Source organism: Rhodobacter sp. NTK016B (assembly GCF_017303295.1).
Lineage (GTDB): Bacteria > Pseudomonadota > Alphaproteobacteria > Rhodobacterales > Rhodobacteraceae > Pararhodobacter.
In genome coordinates this window covers 209,393-222,181 of the sequence record NZ_JAFKOK010000004.1, presented here as the reverse complement: position 1 = coordinate 222,181, position 12,789 = coordinate 209,393, and the positions used below count along the sequence as shown (strand labels likewise).

The following is a 12,789-nucleotide window of genomic DNA, read 5'->3' as shown; positions in this document are numbered from 1 at the left end:
GGCGGACGACGCGGCGGCACCGCGAGACAATCTTTGAACCGGCGGGCCGCCTGCGCCGTCTAACGGGCATGTCCCGTATCCTGCGCCCTTCGGCCCCGCCCTCGCCCGCCATACCTTCCGCCCTCGTCGCGTCGGCCCGGGGGGCCGGCCTGCTCTTCGGCCTTGCCCTTGTCGCCGGTGCCGCAACGCTGGTGCCGGTGCGCGGCGAGGTGCTGGCGCTGGTCGCCGCGATTGCCGGAATGCTGGCGGTGCCGTTGATCGTGCCGCAGCCCGAGCGGCATCTCGCCATGGCCCTGAGCTGGAGCGCGCTGGCACTGGGTCTGCCGCTGGCGCTGGTCCTTACCCATCCCGAGCTGGCGCTCGGCGCCGCGCTGACGTTGGGGGCGGCGGGGGCCTGGACGGCCCTCGCCTGTCTTGCCTGCCGACGGATGTGAGACCGCCGGCGTCCTCGATTCAGGCTTTCGACAACGCGTCGAGCACGCGCACCCAACTGCGGATGCCCTTGTGGAACGAGGTCAGGTCGTATTTCTCGTTGGGCGAGTGGATCTGGTCGTCGTCATTGCCGAACCCGATCAGCATCGAATCCATGCCCAGAAGCGTCTGGAAATGCCCGGCGATCGGGATCGACCCGCCGCAGCCGATAAAGGCCGCCGGTTTGGGCCATTCGTCGCTCAACGCCTGCCGCGCGGCTTCGAAAGCCGGGTTCTCGACCGGCATGGTCGTCGCACTGCTGCCTTCGGGCTCATTGATGACATAGTGGCAATCGGCGGGCATCCGTGCCTTGATATGCGCCTCGAGCGCGGCGAGTACCGCCTTGGGGTCCTGCGTACCGACCAGCCGGAAGCTGATTTTCGCCGTCGCCTTCGATGGCAGCACCGTCTTGAACCCCGCGCCGGTATAGCCCGAGGTCATGCCGTTCACCTCGCAGGTCGGGCGCGACCAGATCATTTCGAGCACCGAGCGCCCTTTCTCGCCCGCGGGCACCGACAGGCCCACGCTTTTCAGGAATGCCTCGGCATCGAAGCCCAGATTTTCCCATTGCGCCTTTTGCGCGTTCGACAGCTCCGGCACGCCGTCATAGAAGCCGTCGAGCGTGCAGCCGCCGTTTTCGTCGTGCAGATCGGCCAGGATCTTGGACAGGACATGCGCCGGGTTGCGGGCCGCGCCGCCATACATGCCCGAATGCAGATCCTTGTCGGGGCCGGTGATGACCAGCTCGATCTTGGCAAGGCCGCGCAGGGCGGTTGTGATGGCGGGCGTTTCGGGGTCGAACATGCCGGTGTCGCAGATCAGCGCCAGATCGGCTTTCAGATCTTCGGCGTGCTCTTTCATATAGGGCACGAGCGAGGGCGAACCCGATTCCTCTTCGCCCTCGAAGAACATCGACACTTTGAGCGGCAGGCTGCCATGCACCGCTTTCCACGCGCGGCAGGCCTCGACGAAGGTCATCAGCTGACCCTTGTCATCGGCTGCGCCGCGTCCCCGGATCACCCGGCCCTTGGGCGTTTCCTCGACCTGCGGGTCGAACGGGTCGCGCGCCCAAAGCTCTAACGGATCAACGGGTTGCACGTCATAGTGACCATAGAACAGAAGGTGCATCCCTTCGCCGTCATCATCCTGCGCGACGACCATCGGATGGCCCGGCGTGGGATGCTTGGCGGCGTCGAAGCCCAGTTCGGCCAATTCATCGACCAGCCAGTCGGCGGCCTTGTCGCAATCGGCCTTGAAGGCGGGATCGGTCGAGATCGACGGAATGCGCAGCAGGCCCTTCAGGCGCTCGAGCGACTCGTCGAGATGCATATCGACATGAGCGAGGACGGGGGTGGCGGCATCGGAGGTCATGGAACATCCCTGTTGTTGCGGCCCAACCCTAGTCCCGCGCGGGCGGCGAAGTCCAGATGCCCGCGCGGTGCGCCCGGCGGCGTAGGCGGGCGGACGGCGTTCAACGGAATGTGTGCACGAAAAGCGGCGCTCAAGGGGCTGCATTCGCGTCATAAAGTGGATAGAAGTGAAGGCCGAAAACCGACCCGGAGTCACGAATGTCGCACCGCACCGTTACCGCCCTGACCTGTGCCCTTGCCACGCTGCTGGCCTCTGCCGCGACGGCGGACCCGGTGCCGTCGCGGACCGCGCAGGCGATGGTCTTCCCCGCGGGCCAGATCGAGGTCGCCCGTTACGACCTGCCCGGGCTGAGCGAACAAGAGATCGCGGCCCTGATGACCGTGGCGCGCAGCCAGCCCTTCTATGCCGCCGTCGCCTATGCACCGGATGCGGGCATCATGTCCGACCCCACCGTCATGGCCGCGAATTACCATTCGCCTGACGCAGCGCGCGCCGCGGCGCTGAGCGGCTGCAATGCGCGCCGCGATGGCGGCAGCGCCTGCACGCTCGCATTGGAAGTGCGCCCCGCCGGCTGGGAAGAACGGGCCTTGATGCTGTCCTCGGACGCGACGACCGGCTTCACCACCGACTTCGCCGCCGCCTCGGCGCCCCGCGCGCTAGCCATTTCGCCCAGCACCGGACAATGGGGAATCGGCACCGGCCGTGACGCCGGATCCGACGCTGTTGCGGCCTGTATTGGCGGTGCCGAGGTTTCCGATTGCGAAGTTGTAATCGCAGATTGATGGGAAAAACGTCACATTCCTCAGGGTGCGACGTTTTTTTCAATTGATCCAGGTCATGTTAATGTCGCATTCAAACATGCAGAGATCGTCCAGCTTTTGAGCTGGCCACACCTAAAGAGTGCCCAGCAGGACGCCAGGAGAAGACCCTTGACCTACGATGCCGCCCTCGATTCCGCCCTGCAGCGCCTACACGACGAAGGGCGGTACCGGACCTTCATCGACATCGAGCGCAAGAAGGGGCACTTCCCCCACGCGATCTGGACCAAGGAAGACGGCTCGAAGAAAGACATCAGCGTCTGGTGCGGCAACGATTACCTCGGCATGGGCCAGAACCCCACGGTTCTGGCCGCGATGCACGAAGCGCTCGACGCGACCGGCGCGGGCTCGGGCGGGACGCGGAACATTTCGGGCACGACCGTTTTTCACAAGCGTCTCGAAGCCGAGATCGCCGATCTGCACCGCAAGGAAGCGGCGCTGGTCTTCACCTCGGCCTATATCGCCAATGATGCGACGCTTTCGACGCTTCCCAAGCTTTTTCCGGGGCTTATCATCTATTCCGATGCCCTGAACCACGCCTCGATGATCGAAGGCGTGCGCCGCAACGGCGGTGCCAAGCGCATCTTCCGCCACAACGATGTCGCCCATCTGCGCGAGCTTCTGGAAGCCGACGATCCCGCCACGCCGAAGCTCATCGCCTTCGAATCGATCTATTCGATGGATGGCGATTTCGGCCCGATCGAGGCGATCTGCGATCTGGCGGACGAATTCAACGCGCTGACCTATATCGACGAGGTCCACGCCGTCGGCATGTATGGTCATCGTGGCGCCGGTGTGGCCGAGCGTGACGGCCTGATGCACCGCATCGACATCATCAACGGCACCATGGCGAAAGCCTATGGCGTGATGGGCGGCTATATCGCGGCGAGCGCGAAAATGGTCGACGCCATAAGGTCTTATGCGCCGGGCTTCATCTTCACCACCTCATTGCCGCCCGCCGTGGCTGCGGGCTGCGCGGCCTCGATCGCGTTCCTCAAGACCGCCGCCGGGCAAGAGCTGCGCGACAAGCAGCAACTGCATGCGCGGATCCTGAAGATGCGACTGAAAGGCTTGGGCATGCCGATCATCGACCATGGCAGCCACATCGTCCCGGTCCATGTCGGCAACCCGGTGCACTGCAAGATGCTGTCGGACATGCTGCTGGAAGATCACGGCGTCTATGTGCAGCCGATCAACTTCCCGACCGTGCCGCGCGGCACCGAGCGGCTGCGCTTCACGCCCTCTCCGGTACACGATCCCAAGGAAATCGACCGTGTTGTGGGCGCAATGGACAAACTGTGGTCGCATTGTGCGCTGAATCGCGCCGAGATGTCCGCCTGAGAACGTCTTAGACTTCAATTGCTTTTGATGATCTGCTAAACCTTACGCAAGAGATCGTTCCCGGCGACTCGTCCGCACTTATCCCGGTGCGGAAGTTGTGGTCGGGGCAAAGCGATCCATTCAGAGCAGGCGGTCAAGGGACAGGGCAGATGATCTGGCGGAAGGAACAGCCTCCGGCGCAGCACGATGAAAGTCCACGCGGTTTCGATGATTTCGAACTGCATCTCGGCGACATCCTTCGTGGCGAACGCGCCACTTTGGGCAAGTCGCTGCTGGACGTTCAGCGGGAACTGCATATCCGGGCGGCGTATATTGCAGCCATCGAGAATGGCGATCTCGACGCGTTCGAGACCCCCAGCTTCATCGCCGGGTTCGTGCGGTCTTATGCCCGCTATCTGGGTATGGAGCCCGAATGGGTGTACGAGCGCTTCTGCGCCGAGCACGGTTTTCAGGTTCAGGTCCAGGGCATGGGCGGCATGTCGGGGCTCAACAAGCCCTCGCGCAGCGAACCGATCGAAGCCCGCGGCGGTGCGCTGAAAGGCGTTGGCATCCTGCCCGATCCCGAACCCTTCTGGCGCCGGATCGAACCCGGTGCGCTGGGATCGGTGACGATCCTTTGCGCGCTGATCCTTGGCCTTGGTTATGCGGGCTGGACAGTGCTGAAAGAAGTGCAGCGCGTTCAGGTCGCCCCGGCCGATATCATCCCCAACGTCGCCAGCGACATCAACCCGTTGGGTACGGATATGCGCGCCGCGCCGTCCATGCTGGCCGAGAATGACACCGATCCGCTGATGGGGGCTGGCACCGCGCCGCGGTCGCCGTCGCTCAGCGCGACGGATGAAGGCTCGATGCAGGGCGACGATGCCACTGGCAGCGCCGAGGGTATGGTTCGCATCGCCCGGGCGCCCGCGCTCGATGTGCCGATCGTGGTGCCGCGCGACGGACCGATCGCGTCGATCGTGCCCGCCGCCTCGACGCCCCGCCCGGCCGAAGCCGCGCAGCGTGCCGCGACCGATGACGCGGTGCTGGCGGCTCTGGCCTCGAGCGATGAAAGCGCCGATCCGACCGCGCCGCAGGTGCTGGCCGCCGGTCCCGACACGGTCGAGCTGCTCGCCGTGCGTCCGGCATGGCTGCGCGTGCGGGCCGCCGACGGTTCGGTCATCTTCGAGCGGATCCTCGACGCGGGAGAGCGTTACACTATCCCGCAGACCGAGGATGTGCCGACGCTGCATGCGGGCAATTCCAGCTCGGTCTATTTCCTGATCAACGGTCAGGCCTATGGCCCCGCTGCGCCCACGGCTTCGGTCGTGCGCAATGTGGCGCTGGAGGCCGACGCGCTGCAGGGCAGCTATCAGGTGGCCGATCTTGAACGCGATGACGATCTGGCCGTCTATGTCGCCCAGCTTCAGGCGGAATAAGGCGAAACGTGATCGACAGGGGCCCGCGCGATGCGGGCCTTTTGCTTTTGCAGCATTGCCGCCGTCCGCCACAGACCTTATCTCAGCCCTCAGACCCATTTCTCAGGATCGACACAGATCGAGGAGCCCGGCCCCATGTCCCTGAACCCGATCCGCCCCTGGCGCAACATCGAGCGCCGCGCCTCGCGCAAGATCATGGTGGGATCCGTCCCCGTGGGCGGCGACGCACCGATCTCGGTGCAGACGATGACCAATACCGACACCACCGACGTCAAGGCCACGCTGGCTCAGGTGCTGGCAGCTGCCGATGTCGGCGCCGATATCGTCCGTGTCTCGACCCCCGATCAGGCCAGCACGCAGGCGCTGCGCGAGATCTGCCGCGAAAGCCCGGTGCCGATCGTGGCCGATATCCATTTCCACTACAAACGCGCGATTGAAGCCGCCGAGGCGGGCGCCGCCTGCCTGCGGATCAATCCCGGTAATATCGGTGACGAGAAGCGCGTGAAGGAAGTGATCCGCGCCGCCAAGGATCACGGCTGTTCGATCCGCATCGGCGTGAATGCCGGTTCGCTGGAAAAGCACCTGCTCGACAAATATGGCGAGCCCTGCCCCGACGCGATGGTCGAAAGCGGGCTCGATCACATCAAGATCCTGCAAGATAACGACTTCCACGAATTCAAAATTTCGGTGAAAGCCTCGGATGTGTTCCTGGCCGCCGCCGCCTATCAGCAACTGGCCGATGCCACCGATGCGCCGATCCATCTGGGTATCACCGAGGCGGGCGGTTTCGTTTCGGGGACCGTTAAATCGGCGGTGGGGCTAGGCAACCTGCTATGGGCCGGGATCGGCGACACGATCCGCGTGAGCCTGTCGGCGGACCCGGTCGAAGAGGTCAAGGTCGGCTACGAGATCCTGAAATCGCTGGGCCTGCGCACACGCGGCGTGCAGATCATTTCCTGCCCGTCCTGCGCGCGTCAGGGCTTTGACGTGATCAAGACGGTCGAGATCCTCGAAGACCGGCTGTCGCATATCAAGACGCCGATGAGCCTGTCGATCATCGGCTGCGTGGTGAACGGCCCGGGCGAGGCGCTGATGACAGATATCGGCTTCACCGGCGGCGGTGCGGGCTCGGGCATGATCTACATGGCGGGCAAGCAGGACCACAAGATGTCCAATGACCGCATGATCGACCATATCGTCGAGCTCGTCGAAAAGCGCGCAGCCGAGCTGGAAGCCGAGGCCGAGCCGGTCGCGGCGGGCTGAGCCGAGTAGTCTGGCGGGGCGCTTTAGCGGCGCCCCGGACAAGAAAAAGCGCCGCGAGAGGGAGGTCTCGCGGCGGCATAGTCGACCAGACGCAGGAAGGTGCGCCCGGAAACGGGAGATGAAGATCGGACGATGTCCTGCCCTTCGCCATCCTGTCTAATGCTCCCGACGCGCCGCGACCTTGACATGGATCAAGCCCGCGCAACGCCCTTACCAAACCAGCAAAAAATCCGCTCGGAATTATCGGTCGATTAACCGTCATTCCTGCATCCTGCGCTCAGCCAGAACGGATGAGCCGATGTCACAGGACCTTGCCAAGTTTTCTTTCCCGTCGCTCGACACAGACACAGACGCCGAGGCGCTGATGCACGCGCATGCCGCGTCGGGTCGCACGATCAAGAAACTGACGGGTCGTCAGAAAGCGGCGATCATCGTCCGGCTACTGGTGGCGGAAGGGGCCGATATCAAGCTGTCGGCGCTGCCCGAAGACATGCAGACGGCGCTGACTGAAACCATCGCCGAAATGCGGCTGGTGGATCGCGACACGCTCAACACCGTGATCGCTGAATTCGTCGAGACGATGGAACAGGTAGGGCTCAGCTTTCCGTCCAATCTTGGCGGGGCGCTGAAAGCGCTCGACGGCAAGCTCAGCCCCGGCGCCAGCTCGCGCCTGCGCCAGCGCGCGCTGGCGGGCGAAGATCCGTGGGAACGGATCGTCGGCGCCGATACCCCAACGCTGTTGAGTGTGCTGGAACCTGAAAGCGCCGAAGTGGCCTCGGTCGTGCTATCGAAATTGCCGGTCGCCCGCGCGGCCGATATTCTGGGCAAGATGCCCGGGGAACGGGCGCGGCGCGTGGCGTATGGCGTGTCGCTGACCGAAGGAATCGCGCCCGAAATGGTGGCGCGGATCGGCACGTCGATCGCGCGCGAACTCGACGGCCGCCCCTCGCGCGCGTTCCCCGCCGCCCCTGCCGCGCGGGTTGGTGCGATCCTGAACTCTACCTCGTCACAGGTCCGCGACGATCTGCTCACCGGGCTGGAAGAGGACGACGCCGATTTCGCCGAGGGCGTGCGCAAGGCGATCTTTACCTTCGCCAATATCGCCGAACGCGTGAACCCGCGCGACGTGCCGAAACTGCTGCGCGAGATCCCGCAGGCGGAACTGATCACCGCGCTGGCGGCAACCCTGCCGGCCCCCGACAGCCCCGACGGTCAGGCCGCGACCTTCCTTCTGAACAACATGTCCCAGCGTATGGCCGGCGCCCTGCGAGACGAGGTCGAAACACGCGGCCGCATCAAGGCGAAAGAGGCCGAAGCCGCCCTTGCCTCTGCCGTGGCCGCGGTGCGCAATCTGGTCGAGATCGGGGAAATCACACTGCTGGAAGACGATGACGAGTAACGCGGAGCCTGCGTCACCGCGCTATCGGTCGCCTGCGCCCAAGTCGTCATCCGGATCGTTGTCCAGATCCTCATCCAGATCGTCCTCAGGCGCGTCGGGAAGCGTCAGCAGGCTCTGGAAACGGCGTTTCTGCCGTGCCGACCATGTCAGCGTCAGCGTGATACCGTCATCGCCTGCGACCTCTTCCTGCACGATCCCCTCGGCATAGGCCCAAGCGCGCGCCCTGCCCTCGCCATGGTCGATCACCACGGTCTCGCGTCGGCGCTCGTCGCCAAGCGCGCGGCCCACGGCCTCGACCAGCGTGTCCATGCCCGTCCCATTCAGCGCCGAGACGGCAATCACGTCCTCGCGCCGTTCGGCCACGGTGACCTGCGCGTCGTCGGGCGCCAGAAGGTCGATCTTGTTCCACACTTCCAGCGTGACGACATCTTCGCCCACTCCGAGATCGCGCAGGATCGCCGCGACGTCGTCGGCCTGCGCCTCGGTCTCGGGATGGGCAATGTCGCGCACATGCAAGATCAGATCGGCTTCGAGCACCTCTTCCAGCGTCGCTCGGAACGCCGCGACCAGCTGCGTCGGCAGGTCCGAGATGAACCCCACCGTGTCCGACAGGATCACCGCCAGACCACCGGGCAGCGTCACCGCGCGCATCGTCGGATCGAGCGTCGCGAAGAGCATGTCCTTGGCCATGACCTCGGCCCCGGTCAGGGTGTTGAACAGCGTCGACTTGCCCGCGTTCGTGTACCCCACGAGCGCCACGATCGGATACGGCACGCGCCGCCGCGCCGCGCGGTGCAGTTCGCGCGTTTTCACCACCTTTTCCAACTGACGGCGCAGGCGGGTCATCTGCGTGTCGATGGCGCGGCGGTCGGCCTCGATCTGCGTTTCGCCGGGCCCCCCGACGAAGCCCAGCCCACCGCGCTGACGCTCAAGGTGGGTCCAGGCCCGGACCAGCCGCGTGCGCTGATAGCTCAGCGCGGCCAGCTCGACCTGCAGCACGCCCTCGCGCGTGCGGGCGCGGTCGGCAAAGATCTCGAGGATCAGGCCGGTGCGGTCAAGAAGCTTGACGCCCCATTCCTTTTCAAGATTGCGCTGCTGAACCGGCGTAACGGGACCATCCACCAGAACCAGCTCGATCTCGTCCTCTTCGATCTGAAGCTTGAGTTCGGCCACCTTACCGGTGCCGAACAACAGGCCCGGCTGCGCCTTGGGCAGCCGCACGACCTGCCCGCCCGCCACGTCGATGCCGGGCAGCGCCAAAGCCAACGCCAGCGCCTCGTCCAAGGCGGCCTCGGGCGAGCGCGCGGCGCTGTGGCCACGAATATCGGGATGCAGAACCAGCGCCCTCTGGGGATGCGCACGCGGCCCCCGGTCGTGGTCAAACCTGTCGTCAGTCACGATGAGACGTCCGGCTCGCGATCAGTCGTCACCGTTATACAGCGAAATCGGCTGACCCGGCATGATGGTCGAGATGGCATGCTTGTAGACGAGCTGGCTTTGCCCTTCCCGGCGCAGCAACACGCAGAAATTGTCAAACCAGGTGATGACGCCCAGCAATTTGACCCCGTTGATCAGGAAAATTGTCACGGGGACCTTGTTCTTGCGAACGTGGTTCAGAAATGCATCCTGCAGATTTTGTTTGTCGACGGCCATTGTCTTGCCTTTTCTTATTGGCCCGCGCAGCCATTGCAGCTGGCGCAGTCTCCCCCTGTCGCCAGAGTATGGAGGTGGATCAGGCAAGTTTCCAGCCCGAAAACTTGCCTTTTTCAGCGCATTACCCGGTCAAAACGCATGGCGCTACCGGGTCCGCAGCGAGAGGAGTGTCAGTTTCGCCGCGAACGATCAAGGATCGCCGCCAGCAAAACGAGGATTTCGAGCCTACCGAGAATCATCGCGAGCGCAAGGACCACCCGCTGGGTATCGGTCAGCAGGACCCAGTACAGCGGCTGATCGCCGCCGACCTGTACAAGCTGGCCGGTATTCGTCAGCGCAGCCACGGTATAGATCATCGCCGTTTCCAGCCGCATCCCGCTGAACAGCAGGAACGCCACGACCACGATCGACGTCAGCGCGAAGACCATCGCGAACAGCCAGGCCGAGCGTGCGGCCGAGGTCGCCAGAAAGCGGTCATATTCATTGCCGCCGATCACCATCGACGGGTAGATCATCCGCATCATCTCGTAGCGGCCCATGCGTCCCAGCGCGTAGATCCTGAGCAGCTTGATGCCCCCCGCCGTGGTCGCCACGCCGCCGCCCAGAAGCGCCACCGCCATCAGCACAAGCCCCGGCGGCGTCAGCCCCGACCATGCGCGTGAGGCGATCCAGTCCTGATTGACGAAGCCCGTGGTGGTCAGGAACGACAGCGCGGTAAAGGCCGCGCCCCAGGCCGCACGCCCGATGGCGGGCAGGTTCTCGCCCTCGGCGGTCTCGAAGGCGCCGAACCAGTGGCGGGCCACGACGAACAGCGTCACCAGTCCGATCACCAGCGCCGCCGTCAGCAATTCGGGGTCGCGGTGCAGGGGCCGGGCGCGGGCGGAATAGCCGGGCAGAAAGCGGCGGCTCAGCGCGATGCACAGGAACCCGAAGATCGCGATTTCCCCCGCGAGCCCCACATTCCCCAGCGTTTCGCGCGGCAGCACACCCGAGGTCGACAGCGTCGCCATCGCCTGCATCAGCGCATGGAACCCCGGCACCCCCACGACCGACAGGATCAGCCACAGCGCCAGCGTGAGCCCGGCATAGGCGGGCAAGACGACCGCCGCGTGAACCCTGAGCCGCATCCCGTAGCCCGCGCCGACGCCTGCGTTGCGCAAGGCGGTGGGTTTGCGCCGGATCATTTCGTACCCGCCCAGCCGCAACGGGGCGAGAAGCGCGGTCGCAGCCGAAAGGATGAAGGCGCCACCCAGCCATCCGGCCAGGCCGCGCCACAGATGGATTGCCTGCGGCACCCGGCGCGGCAGGTCGATCAATGATGCGCCGGTGGTGGTGAAGGCCGAGATCATCTCGAACCACGCATCGAGATAGCGCATGTTGGGCAACGCATCGGCCATCGGCAGCGCCATCACAGCGGGCAAGGCCAGATAGATCGTCGCCAGCAGCGGGAACGGCCCCTTGGCCACGCCCCGCCGCGTCTGCCCGGCCATGGCGATGGCGACGAAGCTGGCGACGAGCAGGCTCAGAAGCCCCCAATAGAAAAACGTGCGCGCCAGCGAGGCATTGCCGTCCAACGCCGCCACGGCGGCGGGCACCAGCATCAGCGCGCCTGCCAGCGCGATCAGCGCGACAAGCGGCGGCACCTTGGACAGGCGCGCGTTCATGTCAGAAATACTCCACCGCCACCTGCAACAGCCGCTCGATTACCGGCACATCGTTGCGAAGGGCGAAGATCACCAGCAGGTCGCCTTCCTCAAGTTCGGTCGAGCCGGTGGGCTTGATGAACTCGCCGCGCTTCTTGACCGCGCCAACCAGCGCGCCTTCGGGGAAGCCGATATTGGCGATGGTGCGGCCCGCCAGCGGCGAGGTGGACAGAACCTGCGCCTCGATCACCTCGGCCTCGCCATCGCCGATCGTGTAGATCGAGCGCACGCGGCCCAGACGGACATGGCGCAGGATCGACGAAACGGTCGTGGCGCGCGGGTTGATATGCGCGTCGATGCCCAGATGCGTCATCAGCGGCACCAGCGAGGGATCGTTGACCAGCGCGATGGTCATTTTGCAGCCCATCGCTTTGGCACGCACGCAGGCCAGCAGGTTGGTCTTGTCGTCATCGGTCACGGCCAGCAGCGCATCGGCGGAATCGATGGCCGCTTCGCCCAGCAATTCGCTGTCCATCCCGTCGCCATGCAGCACGATGGTCCGTTCCAGCAGATCGGCGGCGGTTTCTGCGCGGGTGCGGTCGCGCTCGATCACCTTGACGCGGACCCGCTCCTTGCGGTTTTCCAGCGCACGCGCCACGCCAAGCCCGACATTGCCCGCCCCGACCACGACCACGCGTTCCTGCTTGGCCTGGGGCTTGCCGAAAATGGCCAGCGTGCGCGCAAGGTCCGACGCTTCCGAGACCACGTAGATCTGGTCGCCGTTGAACAGCTGATCGCCCGGCTCTGGCGCGAAAAGCTTGCCGCCCCGGCGAACGCCGACGACGATGGCGCGCAGGGACGAGAACAGCTCGGTCAATTGGCGCAGCGGCGTGTTCAGAACCGGGCAGTCTTCGTCCAGCGCCAGACCGGCCAGTTGCACCGAACCGTCGAGGAAATCCTGCACATCGAAAGTCGACGGCGCGGCAAAGCGCCGGAGCGCCGCTCGCGAGACTTCCTGTTCGGGGTTGATGACCACGTCGATGGGCATGTGATCGCGGCGAAACAGGTCGCTATAGACCGGGTCGAGATAGCTTTGCGCGCGCAGGCGGGCGATCTTGCGGGTGACGTTGAACACCGAATGCGCCACCTGACAGGTGACCATGTTCACTTCGTCCGAATGCGTGGCGGCGATGATCATATCGGCTTCGCGCGCGCCGGCCTGTTCCAGCACATCGGGATGCGAGGCGAAGCCGACGATTCCCTGCACTTCCAGCGCATCGGTGGCGCGGCGCACCAGCGCGGGGTTATTGTCGACGATCGAGACGTCGTTGAACTCGCCCGACAGATGGCGCGCGATCTGCCAGCCGACCTGGCCCGCGCCGCAGATGATGATCTTCATCGTCCGTTTCCCA

The 12,789-nt window shown here is 65.0% G+C and carries 11 protein-coding genes; 6 read left to right on the top strand and 5 right to left on the bottom strand.

What is annotated here, in order from left to right; all coding sequences use genetic code 11:
- The first annotated feature begins 68 nt into the window (after positions 1-68).
- A complete protein-coding gene (locus JI664_RS07215; RefSeq protein ID WP_207013052.1) occupies positions 69-434 on the top strand; it encodes a hypothetical protein in 366 nt (121 codons plus the stop codon).
- A gap of 19 nt (positions 435-453) precedes the next feature.
- On the opposite strand, the gene JI664_RS07210 is transcribed toward JI664_RS07215, so the two are convergent.
- Positions 454-1,842 carry a dipeptidase gene (locus JI664_RS07210; RefSeq protein ID WP_207013051.1) on the bottom strand — a complete coding sequence of 463 codons (1,389 nt, stop codon included), beginning with the start codon at positions 1,840-1,842 and terminating at the stop codon, positions 454-456.
- A 197-nt stretch (positions 1,843-2,039) separates the two neighbouring features.
- Here JI664_RS07210 and JI664_RS07205 point away from each other — a divergent pair, with 197 nt between their 5' ends.
- The 5 genes from JI664_RS07205 (at position 2,040) to JI664_RS07185 (ending at position 8,081) form a co-directional block, all read left to right on the top strand.
- Positions 2,040-2,624 (top strand): 5-aminolevulic acid synthase, encoded by a 585-nt coding sequence (locus JI664_RS07205; RefSeq protein ID WP_207013050.1) that lies wholly within the window; start codon positions 2,040-2,042, stop codon positions 2,622-2,624.
- 147 nt (positions 2,625-2,771) lie between these two features.
- Positions 2,772-4,001, top strand: coding sequence for a 5-aminolevulinate synthase (gene hemA, locus JI664_RS07200; RefSeq protein WP_207013049.1), 1,230 nt, complete (start codon positions 2,772-2,774; stop codon positions 3,999-4,001).
- 149 nt (positions 4,002-4,150) lie between these two features.
- Positions 4,151-5,419, top strand: coding sequence for a helix-turn-helix domain-containing protein (locus JI664_RS07195; protein WP_207013048.1), 1,269 nt, complete (start codon positions 4,151-4,153; stop codon positions 5,417-5,419).
- Between the two features lie 135 nt (positions 5,420-5,554).
- Positions 5,555-6,682, top strand: coding sequence for a flavodoxin-dependent (E)-4-hydroxy-3-methylbut-2-enyl-diphosphate synthase (gene ispG / locus JI664_RS07190; protein WP_207013047.1), 1,128 nt, complete (start codon positions 5,555-5,557; stop codon positions 6,680-6,682).
- A 298-nt stretch (positions 6,683-6,980) separates the two neighbouring features.
- Complete coding sequence (locus JI664_RS07185) at positions 6,981-8,081, top strand: FliG C-terminal domain-containing protein (protein ID WP_286173924.1); 1,101 nt, start codon at positions 6,981-6,983, stop codon at positions 8,079-8,081.
- Positions 8,082-8,102: 21 nt separating this feature from the next.
- Here JI664_RS07185 and hflX read toward each other — a convergent pair whose 3' ends face one another.
- From hflX to trkA, 4 genes are all read right to left on the bottom strand, one after another.
- Positions 8,103-9,479 carry a GTPase HflX gene (gene hflX, locus JI664_RS07180; RefSeq protein ID WP_349768692.1) on the bottom strand — a complete coding sequence of 459 codons (1,377 nt, stop codon included), beginning with the start codon at positions 9,477-9,479 and terminating at the stop codon, positions 8,103-8,105.
- Between the two features lie 21 nt (positions 9,480-9,500).
- The gene (hfq, locus tag JI664_RS07175) at positions 9,501-9,734 is read right to left on the bottom strand and encodes an RNA chaperone Hfq (protein ID WP_109532095.1); all 234 of its coding nucleotides are present in this window, start codon (positions 9,732-9,734) and stop codon (positions 9,501-9,503) included.
- 170 nt (positions 9,735-9,904) lie between these two features.
- Positions 9,905-11,398, bottom strand: coding sequence for a potassium transporter TrkG (locus JI664_RS07170; RefSeq protein ID WP_207013046.1), 1,494 nt, complete (start codon positions 11,396-11,398; stop codon positions 9,905-9,907).
- Position 11,399: 1 nt separating this feature from the next.
- On the bottom strand, positions 11,400-12,776 hold the full coding sequence (gene trkA / locus JI664_RS07165) for a Trk system potassium transporter TrkA (protein WP_207013045.1): 1,377 nt from the start codon (positions 12,774-12,776) through the stop codon (positions 11,400-11,402).
- Positions 12,777-12,789: the final 13 nt, after the last annotated feature.

What these genes read in the sequence shown, in the direction of transcription:
- hfq (WP_109532095.1), bottom strand. Translation starts at nt 9,734, where the DNA reads ATGGCCGTCGACAAACAAAATCTGCAGGATGCATTTCTGAACCACGTT.
- JI664_RS07185 (WP_286173924.1), top strand. Translation starts at nt 6,981, where the DNA reads ATGTCACAGGACCTTGCCAAGTTTTCTTTCCCGTCGCTCGACACAGAC.
- trkA (WP_207013045.1), bottom strand. Translation starts at nt 12,776, where the DNA reads ATGAAGATCATCATCTGCGGCGCGGGCCAGGTCGGCTGGCAGATCGCG.
- JI664_RS07215 (WP_207013052.1), top strand. Translation starts at nt 69, where the DNA reads ATGTCCCGTATCCTGCGCCCTTCGGCCCCGCCCTCGCCCGCCATACCT.
- JI664_RS07195 (WP_207013048.1), top strand. Translation starts at nt 4,151, where the DNA reads ATGATCTGGCGGAAGGAACAGCCTCCGGCGCAGCACGATGAAAGTCCA.
- JI664_RS07170 (WP_207013046.1), bottom strand. Translation starts at nt 11,398, where the DNA reads ATGAACGCGCGCCTGTCCAAGGTGCCGCCGCTTGTCGCGCTGATCGCG.
- ispG (WP_207013047.1), top strand. Translation starts at nt 5,555, where the DNA reads ATGTCCCTGAACCCGATCCGCCCCTGGCGCAACATCGAGCGCCGCGCC.
- JI664_RS07210 (WP_207013051.1), bottom strand. Translation starts at nt 1,842, where the DNA reads ATGACCTCCGATGCCGCCACCCCCGTCCTCGCTCATGTCGATATGCAT.
- JI664_RS07205 (WP_207013050.1), top strand. Translation starts at nt 2,040, where the DNA reads ATGTCGCACCGCACCGTTACCGCCCTGACCTGTGCCCTTGCCACGCTG.